The sequence below is a fragment of the Leptolyngbya sp. BC1307 genome (genome assembly GCF_002286735.1).
Classification (GTDB): domain Bacteria; phylum Cyanobacteriota; class Cyanobacteriia; order Phormidesmidales; family Phormidesmidaceae; genus Phormidesmis.
Genome location: NZ_NRTA01000061.1, coordinates 1 through 17,441, shown reverse-complemented (window position 1 = coordinate 17,441; position 17,441 = coordinate 1). Strand labels below are relative to the sequence as shown.

The 17,441-nt window shown below is 48.8% G+C and carries 13 protein-coding genes; 5 read left to right on the top strand and 8 right to left on the bottom strand.

All coding sequences use genetic code 11. The annotated features are described in order from the left end of the window. Positions 1–126: 126 nt before the first annotated feature. The 8 genes from CKL79_RS22935 to CKL79_RS19935 form a co-directional block, all read right to left on the bottom strand. Positions 127–330: a hypothetical protein gene (locus CKL79_RS22935; RefSeq protein ID WP_141242254.1), complete on the bottom strand. Its 204-nt coding sequence runs from the start codon at positions 328–330 to the stop codon at positions 127–129. A gap of 307 nt (positions 331–637) precedes the next feature. Beyond that, positions 638–2,344, bottom strand: a complete 1,707-nt coding sequence (locus tag CKL79_RS19965) for an S-layer homology domain-containing protein (RefSeq protein ID WP_121971311.1) — start codon at positions 2,342–2,344, stop codon at positions 638–640. A 59-nt stretch (positions 2,345–2,403) separates the two neighbouring features. Continuing rightward, positions 2,404–4,179: an S-layer homology domain-containing protein gene (locus CKL79_RS19960; protein WP_121971310.1), complete on the bottom strand. Its 1,776-nt coding sequence runs from the start codon at positions 4,177–4,179 to the stop codon at positions 2,404–2,406. Between the two features lie 34 nt (positions 4,180–4,213). Continuing rightward, positions 4,214–6,067 (bottom strand): S-layer homology domain-containing protein, encoded by a 1,854-nt coding sequence (locus CKL79_RS19955; RefSeq protein WP_121971309.1) that lies wholly within the window; start codon positions 6,065–6,067, stop codon positions 4,214–4,216. 59 nt (positions 6,068–6,126) lie between these two features. After that, positions 6,127–7,872: an S-layer homology domain-containing protein gene (locus CKL79_RS19950; protein ID WP_121971308.1), complete on the bottom strand. Its 1,746-nt coding sequence runs from the start codon at positions 7,870–7,872 to the stop codon at positions 6,127–6,129. A 60-nt stretch (positions 7,873–7,932) separates the two neighbouring features. Next, on the bottom strand, positions 7,933–9,645 hold the full coding sequence (locus CKL79_RS19945) for an S-layer homology domain-containing protein (protein ID WP_121971307.1): 1,713 nt from the start codon (positions 9,643–9,645) through the stop codon (positions 7,933–7,935). Positions 9,646–9,745: 100 nt separating this feature from the next. Further along, on the bottom strand, positions 9,746–10,882 hold the full coding sequence (locus CKL79_RS19940; protein WP_141242253.1) for a hypothetical protein: 1,137 nt from the start codon (positions 10,880–10,882) through the stop codon (positions 9,746–9,748). Between the two features lie 456 nt (positions 10,883–11,338). Beyond that, positions 11,339–11,725, bottom strand: coding sequence for a hypothetical protein (locus CKL79_RS19935; protein WP_121971314.1), 387 nt, complete (start codon positions 11,723–11,725; stop codon positions 11,339–11,341). A 145-nt stretch (positions 11,726–11,870) separates the two neighbouring features. On the opposite strand from CKL79_RS19935, the gene rppA reads away from it, so the two are divergent. The 5 genes from rppA (at position 11,871) to CKL79_RS19910 (ending at position 16,998) form a co-directional block, all read left to right on the top strand. After that, entirely contained in the window at positions 11,871–12,563 is a 693-nt protein-coding gene (gene rppA, locus CKL79_RS19930; RefSeq protein WP_121971305.1) for a two-component system response regulator RppA, read from the top strand. Further along, the gene (locus CKL79_RS19925) at positions 12,564–13,841 is read left to right on the top strand and encodes a HAMP domain-containing sensor histidine kinase (protein ID WP_121971304.1); all 1,278 of its coding nucleotides are present in this window, start codon (positions 12,564–12,566) and stop codon (positions 13,839–13,841) included. It begins immediately after the preceding gene. A gap of 196 nt (positions 13,842–14,037) precedes the next feature. Continuing rightward, positions 14,038–14,484 (top strand): ester cyclase, encoded by a 447-nt coding sequence (locus CKL79_RS19920; RefSeq protein ID WP_121971303.1) that lies wholly within the window; start codon positions 14,038–14,040, stop codon positions 14,482–14,484. A gap of 378 nt (positions 14,485–14,862) precedes the next feature. Then, the gene (locus CKL79_RS19915) at positions 14,863–16,287 is read left to right on the top strand and encodes an amino acid permease (RefSeq protein ID WP_121971302.1); all 1,425 of its coding nucleotides are present in this window, start codon (positions 14,863–14,865) and stop codon (positions 16,285–16,287) included. 87 nt (positions 16,288–16,374) lie between these two features. Beyond that, positions 16,375–16,998, top strand: coding sequence for a methyltransferase domain-containing protein (locus CKL79_RS19910; protein WP_240518990.1), 624 nt, complete (start codon positions 16,375–16,377; stop codon positions 16,996–16,998). The last annotated feature ends 443 nt before the right edge of the window (positions 16,999–17,441 follow it).

The window sequence follows — 17,441 nt, the reverse complement described above, 5'->3', positions numbered from 1 at the left end:
CTATCAATGCACCCATATTCGCTACACTCCAATAAAATAAAGCTTTACAGTCTCTCGATTCTCCTGAGAATATAACATCATATTTAGGTCACACCCCTCGCGACGCCGAGGCCATGCGTCAACTATTCACTGAGGTGATGAGCAGGAGGTAAAGGATGCAGTTACCCATCGTCGCGCCAGCGCCTGTAGTGAGCGAACATACTGCATCGACTCAGCGCAGCGGGTTTTAGCTTCATCCTGGATGGCACGATGTGTGAGCATGTGGGCAGCCTGTTTGAGTACATTGACCGCCACTACAACCACAGCAATAGCACCTATCCACTGGCTCATAATCTCGTCACCAGCTACTACTTAAGTGGAGCGGTCAGGTTCCCGATAGACTTCGAGGATACCCCGCACATCAAAGTAAAAGATCTGTTGCCATTGATCCCAAAATCTGCCTTCTCGCCTATCCAGGTCGGTAGCCACATCTACTGGTGTTTTACCTTCTGTTGCCGCATTCTAAGCTTTGGCAAGCTCCGCCTAGTGGGTCATTTTTTCTTCCGTCAGAGCGCAACACTCAAGTAAGTTGCAAGCCCTAACTGTCTAGCTAAAAGCTCCGCTTCTTGACAAGTTGTTAACGACCACGATTTATATTTTAGTTTGTTGTTTTAGTGAATATGGAAATGTTTTGCTCGTTAGCGATCGCCAAATAGTCTCCATCTCCGCTAAAGGCTGCTGCCGTATCGGAGTAGTCAGTGCGTGGATTCTGTTGCTCACCCGTTTGAACATTATTCAGGCGACCTCCAGCTACATCACCCCGTACGAAGTAATATTTGCCATCAGGACTCAGGCGGGTAAGGACATCTGTGCGATCCCAAGCTGTATAGTCTGTGCGGCTGGGCTGTTCGTCAGTCTGAATGTTCCAAACGTCGAGGCGAGCTGTGGCCAAAGGGGTTTGGCCAGTTAGGGTTGATATATTCAGGGTGCCGCTGTTGGTGAACACCATATCCAAAAACCCAGAGAAGCCTTCGGGAGCCGGTAACGTTCTCAAAGACTCAAACCGATTGGTTCTATTCCGCCGCCACACATCGACACCCCCTTGTTGAGCACTGGCGAAAAACTGACCATCCGGGCTGAAGGCAATTTTATCGATTCGTGCGCCATCGGCGATCACAGTGTCTAACGATTGAACAGCTTCGCCAGTCGCTGCCTGATAAAAGCGTAGCTGATTGTTCGCAGCGCGACTGGACGAAGTGCTGACAACCAGTTGGGCAACCACTTCGCTGTCATTTGGGGTAAAGGCCACTTGAACAAGATGCCCACCAAAGGGCAGGGGATAATCCGGCTGTTGAGGCGTATCTAATGACGTTTGCCAGAGTTGCTCGCCCGTTGCTGCCGTCCATACAGATAGCTTCGTCGCGTTTGTCGATAGGTTGTCTGAAATCGTCGCGACTCGTTTGCCATCGTGGCTGATGGCAATGCTGCTAAAACGGGTCTGGTCGGCAGCGGTAATCTCTTTAATGAGTTGGCCAGTTTGAATATTCCAGATCTGAAAACTGTTGCGGTTAATCGCGATAGTTGCTAGCTGCTGACCGGTCTGGCTAAAGCTCATTTGTTCCGATTGTGCTGGCAGTGTCACCAGAGGCTGGGTCTGCCAGCGGTCTATTGCGCTAGCTGCCAACGGTTCTGCTCTACCCGCTTTGACCAATGCCTGGTAGACAAAGGCTGCAACATCAGCGCGGCTGGCAGGTCTATAAGGAGAAATCTGATCAAGATTAGGATAGTTTACAACAAGATTAGCCTGAGCTGCGGCCCTAACCCCTGGGAGCGCGTAGTTTGAGATGCTATCGACATCCTGATAGGCAGACAGCGCGTCTGGACTACCTTCAGCGTACTTTAAGCCATTGGCTAGCGAAATCAGCGCGTTTTCTCGGGTAATAAAGTTGTTAGGGGCAAATCGGTTGTCTGGGTAGCCGGAGAGAAAGCCGGCAGAACGCGCGGCATAGATGGCTTCGGTAGCCCAGTAATTTGGGGGGACATCGGTGAAAGGTTGAGCGGTTGTTGGCTGTGATTGTAAAAATGCTTTGCGCAAAATGGCCGCGAACTGAGCGCGGGTCACGGATTCGTTAGGATGAAAGGTGCCGTCACCGAAGCCGCTGATGATGTTGAGTCTCGCTAGCCCGGCGATGTAGTCGTGTGCCCAGTAATTAGCAGGCACGTCTGAAAAAACCGTAGGTTGAGTTTGGGCCTGAGCAGTGGTAAGGACGCTGTTATGGGAGATTTCAGGAATGATTAAAGGTGTACTTAGTCCGAGCAGTAGACCGAAGGCTAAACCGATGCTGAGTCGTGAAGTGAGAGACATTTTTGGTGATTTCTGGGTTGATAAGAGAATGTGGTTTGGAGGGTGTGACAGCTAACTGTCTAAGGAGCAACTTTCGTAAATATACGAATTTCGCGATCGCCAGCAACCGCTATAGAGTCTCCATCGCCGCTAAAGACACCGTTCTCAATGCCAACTGACAATCCATCTAGATTTCTTTGAAACTCTCCAGTTTGAATATTGCCCAGGCAGGCTCCTAGGTTGGGGTAACTTGAGAAGTAAGAAGTTCCGTCTGGGCTAGGAAGAATATCCCCTTGCTGAAGACATTCCTCATTAGGTAGCGTCGTGCTTTGAACTTTTTCGCCTGTTTGAGGGTTCCAAGTATCGAGAACAGTCTGGTTGGATTTAAATGTAGTCAGGTTCAACAAATTACTGTTTGTAAATGTCATATTGGTAGATGAAGATAAATCTACCGGCAGCGTTATTAAGCCACTATAATCAGCGTCGAACCCGTTGTTATTTCGTTGAAATATAGTTACAGTCGCCGCATAGCTAGAATCTGAAGCAGGTCGTCTGAGTATAGCGACAAGACTGCCATCGGGACTCATCGACGTGGCTTCGATATTTCCTCTATCTGGGGGCCACGCAACTATGCCCTGTGTGACCTCCCCTGTTGCGATGTCTTGGAAGACTAAACGGTTATAGTTATAGGAGATGGTGCCATCTGACCCACTTAACCTATTTTGAGTCATCACCTGCTTACCATCCGGGCTAAAAACAACGTCAAGCCGACCGGGTACTATCAGGGGGCTTGTTTCAGGAGGCAGGTTCAGAGATTTCGTTAGCAGTACTCTGCCATCTTCAACAGTCTGCACCGTTAGCTGTAGCGCACCCGTTGGTAATATTCTTTTAATAGCCGCTATTTTAGTGCCGTCTTTGCTGATAGCCACTGCGTTAAAGACAGTATCTGGCTCCTCTGGTATCACTGTTCTCAGTAGCGAACCGGTCTGAGTATTCCATATCTTGATGTTTTGGCCGAAGTCGGTTATGGCTGCTAGTCGCTGGCCGTTTTCACTCAAACTCATCCGGTCTACTTCGGCTGCAATCGTCGTCATCGGGGTTATTTGCCAGCGTCTTTCTGGTTTCACAGCAATCGGATTAGCGCGACCAGCCTTGACTAAAGCTTGATAGACAAAGGCCGCCACTTCAGCACGACTCGCCGAACGATTGGGCGAAATTTGGTCGGGCGCAGGATAGCTGACGATCAGATTCGCTTGGGCGGCGGCGGCGGTGCTAGGTCGAGCGTAGGCTGGAACGGTGTCAGCGTCTTTATAACTGGATAGGGATTGTGGGTTGCCAGCGGGATATTTTAAGCCGTTAGCAAGTGAGACGAGCGCCTGTACTCGGAGAATTCGGTCGTTGGGTTTGAAGGTGTTGTCGGGGTAGCCGGAGAGGAAGCCTGCTGAGCGGGCTGCGGCGATCGCACCCGTTGCCCAATAACCAGCAGGCACATCCTTAAACGCTTGAGCGGTGGTAGGCTGCGAGGTTAAGAACGCCTGACGCAAAATAGCGGCGAACTGAGCGCGAGTAACCGGGTCGTTGGGCCTGAAAGTACCATCGCCAAAGCCGCTGATAATATTCGACTTAGCAAGTCCTTCAATGTAATCATGTGCCCAGTAGTCGGCAGAGACATCTGAGAAAGAAAGCGTTTGAGTCGGAGGCGTCTGGGCTTGAGCCGTTTGAGCTTGAGCGAAAGAACTCGCGAAGCTGTTGTTTGTAGAAACGTTACTCAAGATAGCGGGCGCAATTAGAGAGGCGCTGAGTCCAGCGGTGAGGCTTAAAACTAGGCCGAAAACCAATTTTGAAGTAAGAGACATTCGAAAAGTTGTCCTATTTTAGGAAAATTGAACGTTAGTTTTGAGACTTAGAAAATATCTGAATGTCCGAGCTGCCGAACTTAGACACAGTGGCTATAGCTGAATAATTTTCATCACTGCTAAACTCGAATGCTTGATAGGCGAAAGGCTGAGCAGGTAGCTTTTGAAACGCGCCCGTTTTGATATCACCTGAGCAAGTTTCAGTGTTGGGTTCGGTACCGATAGAAAGGTATGTATCGTATGGGCTTTGCATGATAGGGGAACTGGAGTAGTAGCTTGTCCCGTCTGGGCTTAGGGCAACGCGGCTAGGTTTGATACAGGTCTCCATCGGCAGTACCGTACTCGAAACTCGTTCTGCGGTTCTGGGGTTCCAGGTTTCGAGGCGAGTCTCGCTGGGTCTTTCGGCAATCAGTTCTGTCAGGCTGCTGGTGGCAGTCAAGTTCAACAAATTGCTGTTTGTAAAAGCTACGTTAAAAACAGCCTGCTCGTCATTAGAGATTGGCAACGTTGTTAAATAATCGAAGCGATTGTCTTTATTTCGTTGCCATATAGTTACGCGCGTTACTATGCCAAGATTCCAGATGTTGTTATTTCTATAGTCGGTGCTGAGGCTAGCGATTAGATTGCCGTCAGGGCTAACTACAAACCCTACTGAGTTGTTGTCATCTACGCCCAGTAAATTTATAGACTGAGTGACTTTACCGGTTGCGATATCGCGGAAGTCTAGACGGCTGTAAAGCGTGTCAGCTCCATAGACTTGCAGATTAACTTGAGTAATCACCTGTTTACCATCGGGGCTAATGGCAAGGCCAGACACCCCACGCCCTGTCGAAGCGTTTGGGTTTGGTTTAGGAAACTGGTTTTCAGATGGGTTCAAAGATTTGGTTAGCAGCAGGCTTCCGTTTTCGACATCTTGCACCGTTAGCTGTAAGTCACTCGTATAAAGTGTTGATGTGATAAATGCCACTTTAGTCCCGTCCTGGCTAATATCAACTGCAAAAGGAATCCTATAATCCTCCTGTGCCATAAATGTTTTCAGCAGCGCACCTGTCTGAGTGTTCCATACTTGAGTTTTCAGCTCAAAGAGGTTATCACCGGCTATGGCCGCTATTCGCTGGCCATCCCTACTCAGGCTCACAGCAGAAGCTTGGGCTGCAATCGTCGTTATTGGCGTTGTTTGCCAGCGTCTTTCCGGCTTCATAGCAATCGGATCAACGCGACCCGCCTTGACTAACGCTTGATAAACAAAAGCCGCCACTTCAGCTCGACTCGCCGCACGATTGGGCAAAATTTGATCGGGCGTAGGATAGCTAACAACAAGATTCGCTTGGGCGGCGGCAGCGGTGCTAGGTCGAGCGTAGTCGGGAACAGTGCCAGCGTCTTTGTAATTAGACAGGGATTGCGGGTTGCCGGTGGGATATTTCAAGCCGTTAGCCAGTGAGACGAGCGCCTGTACTCGGAGAATTCGGTCGTTGGGTTTGAAAGTGTTGCCAGGGTAGCCAGAGAGGAAACCGGCTGAGCGGGATGCGGCGATCGCATCCGTAGCCCAGTAACCAGCAGGCACATCCTTAAAAGATTGAGCGGTCGTTGGCTGCGACTTTAAGAACGCCTGACGCAAAATAGCTGCGAACTGAGCGCGAGTAACCGGATCGTTCGGGCGAAAAGTACCATCACCAAAGCCACTGATAATGTTGAGCTTGGTTAGACCCGCAATATAGTCTCGCGCCCAATAGTTAGCCGGAACATCTGAGAAAGCGGTGGGTTGAGTTTGGGCTTGAGCCGTAGCAAGGCGGCTGTTATGAGAGATTGCTGGGATGATGAAAGGCGTGCTTAGGCTGAGGAGGAGACCAAAGGTTAAACCGATGCCGAGTCGTGAAGTAAAAGACATTTATAGTGATTTCCTGATTGATAGAAGACTGTAGATTTGGGGTGCGATCGCAAAATAATCTAAGGCGCAGCTTTCGTAAATATGCGAATTTCGAGATCGCTAACAGCCGCTAAAACATCTCCATCGCCGCTAAAGACACCTATCTCAAAGCCAACCGACAATTCATCTAAATTTCTTTGAAACTCGCCCGTTTGAATATTGCCCAGGCAGATCCCCAGGCCAGGATAAGTTGAGAAGTAAGAAGTTCCATCTGGACTAGCCACAGCAGCCGGTGTAGCAGTGATACAGTCTTCATCGGGTAGCAGGGTGCTTTGCACTTGTTCACCTGTTTGAGGATTCCAGGTATCGAGGCGATCCTTATAAGATCTATACGTAGTCAAGTTCAATAAATTACTGTCAGTAAACCCTACGCTATTAATGGAAGTCCCGTCTTTAGTCACTGGCAGCGCCGTCAGATAATCAAAGCGATTGTCTTTGTTTCGTTGCCACATATCTACAGCCGTCTGGCTGCTAGAAGTACCATCGGCATAGCTCACTCTCGCCAACAGGCTACCATCAGGGCTAAACGTAGAGTTGACGATGCCTGCATTTTCTATACCTATTAAATTTATAGATTGGGTGAATTCGCCGGTTGCAATGTCGTGGAAATTTAGACGATTATAAACAGTGCCGTCCCGATAATTTTGACTTCTCAGGCTTACTTGAGTCATTACCCGTTTACCATCAGGGCTAAAAGCAACGTCAAGCGTACCAAGATCTGTTGGATAGTATGTTTTAAGAATCTGGCTTTTTGGCGGGGTTAAAGATTGGGTTAGCAGCACTTTGCCATCATCAACAGTCTGTACGGTTAGCTGTGGCACACCCGTTGGCAGCGTTGTTTTAATAAAGGCTATTTTAGTCCCGTCCTGGCTAATAGCAACTGCATTAAAGACACTATCTGAAGCCTCTGCGGTAAGTGTTCTCAGTAGCGAACCCGTCTGAGTGTTCCACACCTGAATTTCTGGATCTGAGTTGACTATGACTGCTAGGCTCTGCCCGTTCCGGCTCAGACTCATTCGATAGGCTTGGACTGCAATTGTCGTTGTCGGCGTTATTTGCCAGCGTCTCTCCGGTTTTAGAGCGATAGGAGCAACGCGACCCGCTTTAGCTAAAGCTTGATAAACAAAAGCCGCTACTTCAGCTCGACTCGCCGCACGATTGGGCGAAATTTGATCGGGCGCAGGATAGCTAACAATCAGATTCGCTTGGGCGGCTGCCGCTGTGCTCGGTCGGGCATAAGTGGGAACGATATCGGCATCTTTGTAACTGGATAAGGATTGCGGGTTGCCAGTGGGATATTTTAAGCCATTAGCCAGTGAAACCAGCGCCTGTACTCGAAGAATTCGGTCATTAGGCTTGAAAGTGTTGTCGGGGTAGCCGGAGAGGAAACCGGCTGAGCGGGCTGAGGAGATCGCACCCTTTGCCCAGTAATCATCAGACACATCCTTAAACGCTTGAGCCGTGGTAGGCTGCGAGGTTAAGAACGCCTGACGCAAAATAGCTGCGAACTGAGCGCGAGTAACCGGCTCGTTTGGCCTGAAAGTACCGTCACCAAAGCCGCTAATAATGTTGGACTTAGCAAGTCCTGCAATATAATCGTGCGCCCAGTAGTCAGCCGGTACGTCTGAGAAAGCCGTGGGTTGAGTTTGAGCCTGAGCCGTGGCAAAGCGGCTGTTATGGGAGATTGCTGGGATGATAAAAGGCGTACTGAGACTGAGGAGAAGGCCGAAAGTTAGGCTGATGCCGAATCGTGAAGTAAGAGACATTTTGGGTAGTTGCCTAATTGATAGGAGACTGTGAATTTAGGGGTGCGATCTCCAAATAATCTAAGGCGCAGCTTTCGTAAATATCCGAATTTCGCGATCGCCCATAAGTGCTATAGAGTCTCCATCACCACTAAAGAAGCCGGTCTCAATAAGCGACGATCCACCAAAATTTCTTTGGAACTCTCCCGTTTGAATGTTGCCAAAGCAGGCTCCCCGGTTAATGTAATTTGAGAAGTAAGAAGCTCCGTCTGGACTAGGAAGAACATCCCCGTCCTGAATACATTCCTCCCTAGGTAACCCATTGCTTTGAACTCGTTCGCCGGTTTGAGGGTTCCAAGTGTCGTAACTTCCGCTCGTAGTTGTGGTGAATAAATTACTTTTGGTAAAAGCCATTCTATCACCAAAGAATGCGCCTGGCAGCGTCGTCAAGGGTTCAAATCGGCTGTTGTTTCGTCGCCATATAACTACACCCAGCGTGTATACAGAACGTGGGAGAGAAACGCTAGGCGTAGCTAAAAGACTGCCATCGGGACTCAAGATAGGTTTGGTGTATAGTCCTTCTACAAGCGGCATATCTATAGACTGTGTGACCTTCCCCGTTGCGATGTCCTGAAAGTCTAAACGGTTGTAAAGAGTGTCAGACTGATAGGTTTGACTGTTTAGACTGTTTAGACTGACCTGAGTTATCACCTGTTTACCATCGGGACTAAAAACAACGTAGAGCACACCGGGCGTTATCGGATAGTTTGTCTCAAGAATCTGATCTTTAGGTGGGTTCAAAGACTTAGTTAGCAGCACTCTGCCATCTTCAATAGTCTGCACCGTTAGCTGTATCGCACCTGTTGATGGCGTTGTTTTGATAAAGGCTATTTTAGTTCCGTCTTGGCTGATAGCAACTGCATTGAAGACACTATCTGGAGCCTCTGTGGTAACTGTTTTCAGTAACGAACCTGTTTGAGCATTCCATACCTGAATGTCTGGGCCGGGGGCACCAATGCTTTGACCAGTTATGGCTGCTAGTCGCTGACCATTCTCACTTAGGCTCACTTGATAGGGTTGGACTGCAAACGTCATTGTCGGTGTTATTTGCCAGCGTCTTTCCGGCTTCACAGCAATCGGATTGACGCGACCCGCCTTGACTAAAGCCTGATAAACAAAGGCCGCCACTTCAGCTCGGCTCGCCGCACGATTGGGCGAAATTTGATCGAGTGCAGGATAGCTGACGACAAGATTCGCTTGGGCTGCTGCCGCTGCGCTAGGCCGAGCGTAGGCTGGAACGGTGTCAGCGTCTTTGTAATTGGATAGGGATTGGGGGTTGCCAGCGGGATATTTTAAGCCGTTGGCCAGTGAGACGAGCGCCTGTACTCGAAGAATTCGGTCGTTGGGTTTGAAGGTGTTGTCGGGGTAGCCGGAGAGGAAACCTGCTGAGCGGGCTGAGGCGATCGCACCCGTCGCCCAGTAATTGGCAGGAACATCTTTAAATGGTTGAGCGGTCGTTGGCTGTGACTGTAAAAATGCCTGACGCAAAATGGCCGCGAACTGAGCGCGGGTGACCGGATCGTTGGGCCTAAAAGTGCCGTCACCAAAGCCGCTGATAATATTGGACTTAGCGAGTCCTTCAATGTAATCGTGCGCCCAGTAGTCGGTAGAGACATCTGAGAAGGAAGGCATTTGAGCTTGAGCCGTTTGAGCTTGAGCCGTTTGAGCTTGGGCCAGAGAACTCGCGAAGCTGGTGCTTTTAGAAACGTTACCCAAAAAAGCAGGCGCAATCATAGGAGCGCTGAGTCCAGTCATGAGGCTTAAAACCAAACCGAGACTCAGTCTTGAAGTAAGAGACATTGGAAGAGTTATCCTATTTTATGCAGGTTGAAAGTTAGTTTTGAGACTTAGAAAATATCTGAACGTTTTGACCGATGGAATCAGCTGAATTAGAAATAGCTAAACGGTTTCCATTGCCGCTGAATTTGACCATTGAATTAAAGGTGAAAGGTTGATCGGGTAGCTTTTGAAATTCTCCCGTTTTAACATTGCCTAAGCAGGTTCCAGCGTCAGGATAGCTAGAATAGTAGCCCGTACCATCTGGGCTAAGCAAAACGTTGTCTGGGCCGATACAGTTCTCCGTCGGTAATATCGTACTCGAAACCCGTGTTGCTGTTTGAGGGTTCCAGGTTTCGAGGGAAATCTGACTAGGTTTGCCCGCCATCGGGTTCGCAAGCAGGTTTGACAAGCTACTGGTGGTAATCAAGTTCAACTGATTGCTGGTCGTAAAGGCTGCGTCGAAAACGGCAAATCCGTCTTCAGATATCGGCAGCGTTGTCAAATAGTCGAAGCGATTGTCTTGGTTTCGTTGCCATATAGTGACGCGCGTTATGATGCCGAGATCTGAGATGGTGAGGTTGCTGAAGTCAGAGCTAAGGCTGGCTAAAAGACTGCCGTCAGGGCTAACCATATATCCTACTGGGACTTTGTCATCTACGCCCAGTAGGTCTATAGATTGGGCGACTTCACCCGTCTTAATATCGTGGAAGCTAATACTGTTATATATCGTGCTTCCAAAAGGTTCAGACGAGAGCTTCGTACTTAGCGCAAATTGGGTAATGACCTGTTTACCATCGGGGCTAAAGACAATATCAGTGGCATATGGCTGTGTGATGTAATCTTTTTTAGGCGGTGGAAGTTGAGGCGGGTTTAGAGGTTTGTTTAGCAGTACCCGCCCGTCTTCAATCGCTTGTACGATTAGCCGTTGCTCGCCCGTTGTCGATGTGAACTTAATAGCCGCTACTTGGGTGCCATCTTTGCTAATGGCCACTATGCTAAAGCCACTATTTGGCTCATCGGCTGTAGCGGTTAAAAGCAGAGAGTTAGTCTGAGTATTCCATACCTCAAAGCTCGCGCCGTCGTCGGTCAGCGCCGCTAGTCGCTGACCGTCCTCACTCAAGCTCACTAGATATGCTGCGGCGGCGATAGTCTCGGTGGGTGTTGTTTGCCAATTTCCTACTGTTTTCACCATCAAGCTATTATTGCCCGTAGGATTTTCGCTGCTTCTATGGGAAATAGCTGACACTATAACAGGAGCGCTGAGCGTGGCTACAAGGCTTAAAGCCAAACCGAAGCCGAGTCGTGAATTGAGAGGCATTGATTTATTTTCCTATTTGTGGCATAGATGGTGAGAAGACGATGATTTGTATACTGTAGTGAGTGTCCGTACTAACTATCAGACTGGAGTAGACACATTCTGCAAACGGTACAGGAATTATCTTTGACAACTGAGTGGACAAGTCAATGCCAGTGGCCGGTGCCAACAAATCCAACCGAGTCACGTTTAATGCTCCCAGCCAGTCGCATTTTGGGGTGCATCCCACTTTTGCAGTGAGTATAAATGCTTAACTTGAGTGTTGCACTCTCGTTAGATCTCAAATAGGTTCTATAGGTGACAAAAGGTAGATGATAAAAGGGTGCTGGTTTCTCAATCTACGATTTCGTAGCGCACTAGCTGTCTGACATCTTGAATTGGTAACGCTAGTTCTTGAGCGATCGCACCTTCTACCTGACTCACATCCGTAATCGGAAATTCAAATTCCAGCTTTTTAAGAATCGAATCTGTGGCTTGCACCTCAACTTTAGCCATTTGCGCTGACTGGTCGATGGTCGCTTCGATTCTCATAACATTGGCTGCCATATGTATCTCAAGCTGAGCATCGGCCTGAAGCTTGTCTTTGGTCTCACGAGGGCGACTGAGCACCTGAGCGGCTATCAGGCTACAGCTAAACCAAAAAAACAGCGCCAAGAGTGGAAGGGGTAGCCAAAACTTCAGATCTATATTCTGTAGCCAGTGTTTGCTAATTCGTGACATGGCTATGCCCTGCTGTCGAAACATTTTCAACCTGTACTCAACTCTAAGGTAGTCTGTGGCGTTTGATATCTAACTGGCGGCAGACGTTGAGCAGCCAACAATTTCCTATTATGCTTCAGTCAAGATATAGCGCAGCTTGAAGGCGATGAAGATCTTGCTTGTGGAAGACGACAAGAGGCAGCTCATGCCATTGCAGACCGTATTATGCCAAGCAGGTCACACGGTAGATGGAGTGGGAGATGGAGAAACGGCCCGATGGCTGCTCTCAGAAAAGGAGTATGACTTGCTGATTTTGGACTGGATGCTGCCTTGCATGAGTGGATTAAGGCTTTGTCAGCACTACCGAGCCTTGGGGAAAGCTGCGCCCGTGCTGATGATTACTGCAAAAGATACGACGCCTGATAAGGTCGCCGGACTAGATGCAGGCGCAGACGACTATCTCGTAAAACCCATTGATATTGTTGAATTTATGGCAAGAGTGCGGGCATTGCAGCGGCGATCGCCTCTTTGGCAAGGGGACTCTCTTTGTCTAGAAGATCTGCATCTACATCTCGATACCATAGCAGTAGAGCGACAGGGTATCGTCTCTACGCTCTCTAGCCGTGAGTTTCAGCTTTTAGAATATTTCATGCGGCACCCTCGGCAGGTGCTGACCCGCGATCAAATTGAGCAGGCGGTATGGGAATGGGGCACAGAACCAGAGAGCAATGCGATTACTGTATTGATCCGTAAGCTCCGCAAGCGCTTGCAAAAGGTGGGCGCGGCGGATTGGATTGAAACGATCTACGGTATGGGGTATCGGCTCAATCCACCCGATAAAATCGCTACGCAATGCTGAATGTTTAATCGCAGTCGCCGCAATTTGGCCCGTTGGTTTACGCTCTCGATGGGAAGCATTCTGATTTTGTTTGCTGGAACAACTTACTATCTGCGAACCGAAGATAGACTAGAAGCGACCGATCGGCTGCTGTACAAAAAGACCAGAATAATGGCAGCCAGCATGCAATATGATTTGTCTGAAGGTAAGCCTCAGGTGGATTTAGGCAACGTGCCTCTGCTAGGCAGCGGTTTGCGGCCACTAGGGACTGAGCTTGTCTATGTCCGCTGGTATGATTCCAAAAAGCAGCTTAAGCGTTTTTTTGGCACTCCACCTGCCGATCCGCTGATGATTCCTTCTGGTTTTCGTACAGTTAAAACGAGAGAATCGTTGAGCACAGAAAAAATATGGCTTCGGCAGGTAACGCTGCCTGTGCAAGAGGGAAATGAGCTGATTGGCTACCTTCAGGTTGCTATTCCACTCGGCGATATTCAAGCTGACCTCAGGCAGTTTCAGCTAGCGCTGACCCTGAGCGTGCTAGTCACGTTAGTCCTAATCGGGTTTATAGGATGGTATCTTGGTGGAATTGCCATGCAGCCTATTCGAGCAGCCTATATGCAACTGCAACGATTCACAGCCGATGCCTCACATGAGCTGCGATCGCCCCTCTCTGCCAGCCTTACCAACGCCCAAGTCGCCCAGCTGCTGGCGGCTGACTATCCTGAGATTCAGCCCTCGTTAGAAAACATTATTGACAGCACTCAATCAATGAATGTTTTGGTGAACAACCTGCTCATGCTGGCGCGACACCAGGGACGCTTAGCGCCAGATCTGCTTAAGCCTATAAATCTCAACATTTTTTTGAGCGAGTTAGCAGCCGATTATGTCGCTCTGGCCGCTGCCCAGAAGATCAAATATATTGTTCATATTCCTGAACAATATATTAAAGTTTTGGGCGACCCAGATCTGTTGAAACAAGCAGTCAAAAACTTATTGAGCAACGCCTACAAATATACAGCCGTAGGTGGAACAGTGTGGCTACGCTTAGAAACCCATTCAAGCTGGGCAATTGTGCAGGTTGTCGATACCGGTATTGGTATTTCTGAGAAGGATCTGCCCTGTGTTTTTGATCGCTTCTACCGAGTGGATACTCAGCGTACGCGAGACAAAGGTGGATTTGGTCTAGGGCTGTCGCTGGCCCAGCAGGTTGTTCAGGCCCACGGCGGTCAAATTCGGGTGACAAGCGTTGAGCATAAGGGCTCGACTTTTCAAATTCAGCTAGCTTTGTTGCATAAGTAGCCTCATCCCCACTATCAAAACTATGAGCGCTTGTCGGATCTTTGCCCTCGATCTAGATATTTACCCGCGATCTATACATTGCCCGATCAGTGCAATTCTGAACTCGTTTATCACTTTTAAATCACATTTTTTGGCGAAGCTAGACATTAAATGGTTAGTACAACGGTAGCAAGTCACCTGACAGGAGGAAGAACCCATGCCAACACAAGAACAGAAAAAATTGCTTAAACGCTGGTTTAGAGAAATTCTTGAGCAGGGCGACTTAAATACAGTTGAAGATCTCATTGGTCCGTATATCACCTTTTACGGTCAGGGTGGCGACCTCGGACTGCAAGGGCGTAACTCATTTGTTAGATGGCTGCAGCGGTATCGAATGATGTTTTCCAATCAGGTATGGATGGTACATGACGTTATTGCAGAAGGCGAGAAGATTGTTGTTCGTTACTCTGGCTATGCTACCTACAAAGGCGGGATTTCTGAAATTGACTCGACGAATCAACGCATTATGGAAAGTGGCGTCTTCATAATGCGCTTGGAAAATGATCAGATTCAAGAAGTTTGGAGTGAAACCAGCGATCTCAAAACGATGCAGCAGTTGGGTGCTTTTCCTTCTATGCATGAGCTTGGCTCTGTTCTGGTTTAAAGTCTCAGCACTAGCTGCTCGTAAAGTGAAGAATACTCGACTTTTCTAAAAGATGTGTTCTTCTGCGTAGAGCAGACGATGACTGTGCTGATGCTGTGATCGCCCCTGGCTCATATCACTTTTAGATCATATTTGTTTTTTACAATAAGTTTTTTACAATAAGTCATGAACCGGAAAGTTCCATGAGAGCCAGCTGAAGAACAAATTAGACCTCTTGCATAATTACTTTTGTGATATGCTAACGGGTTTTAAATAAAAGGGCCTTTGCCTGCACTGTTTGGATGGCCCTAGTTAAAGGGCAGATATTAAAGGAATTCGGCAAAACCTTTAATAATACCATTAAATCTATTATGCAAGAGGTCTATTGAAGAACAAACCATGAGCCCATCTAGAAATAACAGCGTCCTTGAACAACCTGCAGCGCTACCGAAAACGGTAACGCCAAAAACCAAGACAAAATCTACCATTACGCTCATAGAGGCCGTGTCGATTATTGTCGGGTTGGTCATCGGCGCTGGAATTTTTGAAACCCCGGCTCTGGTAGCGGCCAACGTGGAAAACGGGTTTGCCCTGTTGCTAACTTGGTTGGCCGGAGGGCTCGTTTCTCTTATTGGGGCGCTGTGCTACGCCGAGCTAGCCACGACCTATCCCCATGCAGGCGGTAATTACTACTACTTACTGCGTGCTTTTGGAGAGAATGTTGCCTTTCTGTTCGCCTGGGCACGGATGACGGTTGTTCAAACCGGATCGATTGCGCTGCTGGCGTTTGTGTTTGGTGATTATGCCGCTCAGTTCTGGCGATTGGGGACGGGTTCATCTTTCCCTGCTGCTTCGGTTTATGCTGCGCTAGCGGTTGTTTTGCTAACGGCTCTCAACCTTTTGGGTCTAAAGCAAGGAAAACAAATTCAGAACTGGCTCACAGTCGCTAAAGTACTGGGTCTCTTAGCAGTTGTTGCCATTGGCTTAGCTGCGACGACTGCTGGACTTGAACTCGAAACGGCTGTTCCCGCTGAAGCGACTGCCGCTAACCCTAGCAGATCGTGGGGCCTAGCCATGCTGTTCGTGCTGCTCTCCTATGGGGGGTGGAGCGAAGCGGCCTACATTTCAGCCGAGATTCGTCATTACCAGCGCAATATAGTGCGATCGCTCTGTTGGAGCGTTGGCATTATTACGCTCATCTATGGAGCGATCAACCTGGCTTATTTGAATGGCTTAGGGCTAGCTGGCATGGCCCAATCAGAGGCGATCGCCGCCGATCTGCTGCGGCAGGCAGTTGGCGAGGCGGGCGCAATTTTCGTGAGCTTGCTCATTGCCGTTTCAACGCTGGGTGCCATCAACGCCACGATCCTGACAGGTGCTAGAACAAACTACGCTCTAGGGCAAGACTTTCCCCTGTTCAGTGCGTTGGGCCATTGGCAACCTCGACTCGGCACCTCCATCTCAGCCTTGCTGGTACAGGGTGCTATCACGCTAGCCTTAATTGGGCTAGGAACGCTCACCCGTGGGGGATTTGGAACCATGGTGGACTACACAGCACCCATATTCTGGTTCTTCTTTTTGCTAACGGGTATTTCTCTACTGGTGCTGCGATCACAAGAACCCCAGATTTATCGGCCCTTCAAAGTTCCCCTCTATCCGGTTCTGCCGCTGGCTTTTTGCGGAGTTTGTGGCTATTTGCTCTACTCAAGCATTGCCTACACAGGATGGGGCGCGGTGGTTGGTCTAGCCGTCTTAGGCTGCGGACTGCCGTTGCTGCTATGGAATCGTCACTTCCAACAATCGTCACTAACCAGAAATAAGTAGGCGATAAGTTAGCCTGTTTATCAAGAAAAACAATCACAATCAAAAGGAGAAAAAATGGAAACAATGAACTTATTACAGCGAATGCTCATGCCTCTTATTGCAGGGGTTAGCTTGGTAGGGCTGGGAATTGCAGGCTGTCAGCCTCAAACAGTGGTTGGCGAAAGTAGCTCAGAACCAATCTCTCAAGCCTCTCCTGAGGCCACGCTTGATCCGACTAATCAGACTGAAGCTGTTGATCGCGATGTGCCTTATGTGCCAACGCCACAGCCCGTAGTGGACGAAATGCTGCGATTGGCTAACGTCAGCGACGGCGATGTGGTTTATGATTTGGGTAGCGGAGATGGTCGGATCGTGATTTCGGCGGCTCAAAACTACGATATTCGGGGCGTAGGCGTAGATATTGATCCGGCACTGGTTCAAGAAGCTAGAGAAAATGCTGACCAAGCGGGTGTGGGCGATCGCGTTGAATTCATTCAGCAAGATCTGTTTGAGACAGACATTAGCGATGCCAGTGTGGTAACGCTATACTTGCTGCCGGACGTAAACTTGAGCCTGCGACCCAAGCTTCTAGAAGATCTTCAGCCAGGAACCAGAATTGTCTCCCACGCTTTTGATATGGGAGATTGGGAGCCGGAGAAAGTTGTTGAAGTAGATGGAAGAACCATTTATTTTTGGACAGTCCCTGAGGAGATTCCAGCGGGGCTGAGCTAATAGGAAGATTGTATTCCTAGAAGCTAGACAGTCCTAAGTTTCTGTTGAAGAATTATGCGGCCAAAGGTATCTGTTGTTGGGGTTCAGGGGGCTGAATTTTGGCAGCGAGTAATTTAGCCAGAAGTAGATTGGGCCTACGTTTTGATAAAACCACCGGTTGTAGATGCTGAAGCGCCATTCGAACAATTTGCTCGCTGGGCAACCCATGTTTTGGCAGCGTCCGAAACCATTGCGGAAAATGTACCCAAACCACGTTAGGCAGTTCTAAAGCGAGTACTTGCAATAGCCCCAAGGCAATAGCATTGAGATTGACGAAGCGCTCAAATGCTTCAACTTTAATGGCAACTATTAGGTGACAGTGGGTATAGGCGAGTGACGACAGCGGGGTAGTCGGGTAATCAGGATCTCATCAGGCAGCGTAGAGTGCAGTCAAAGCCAAGATC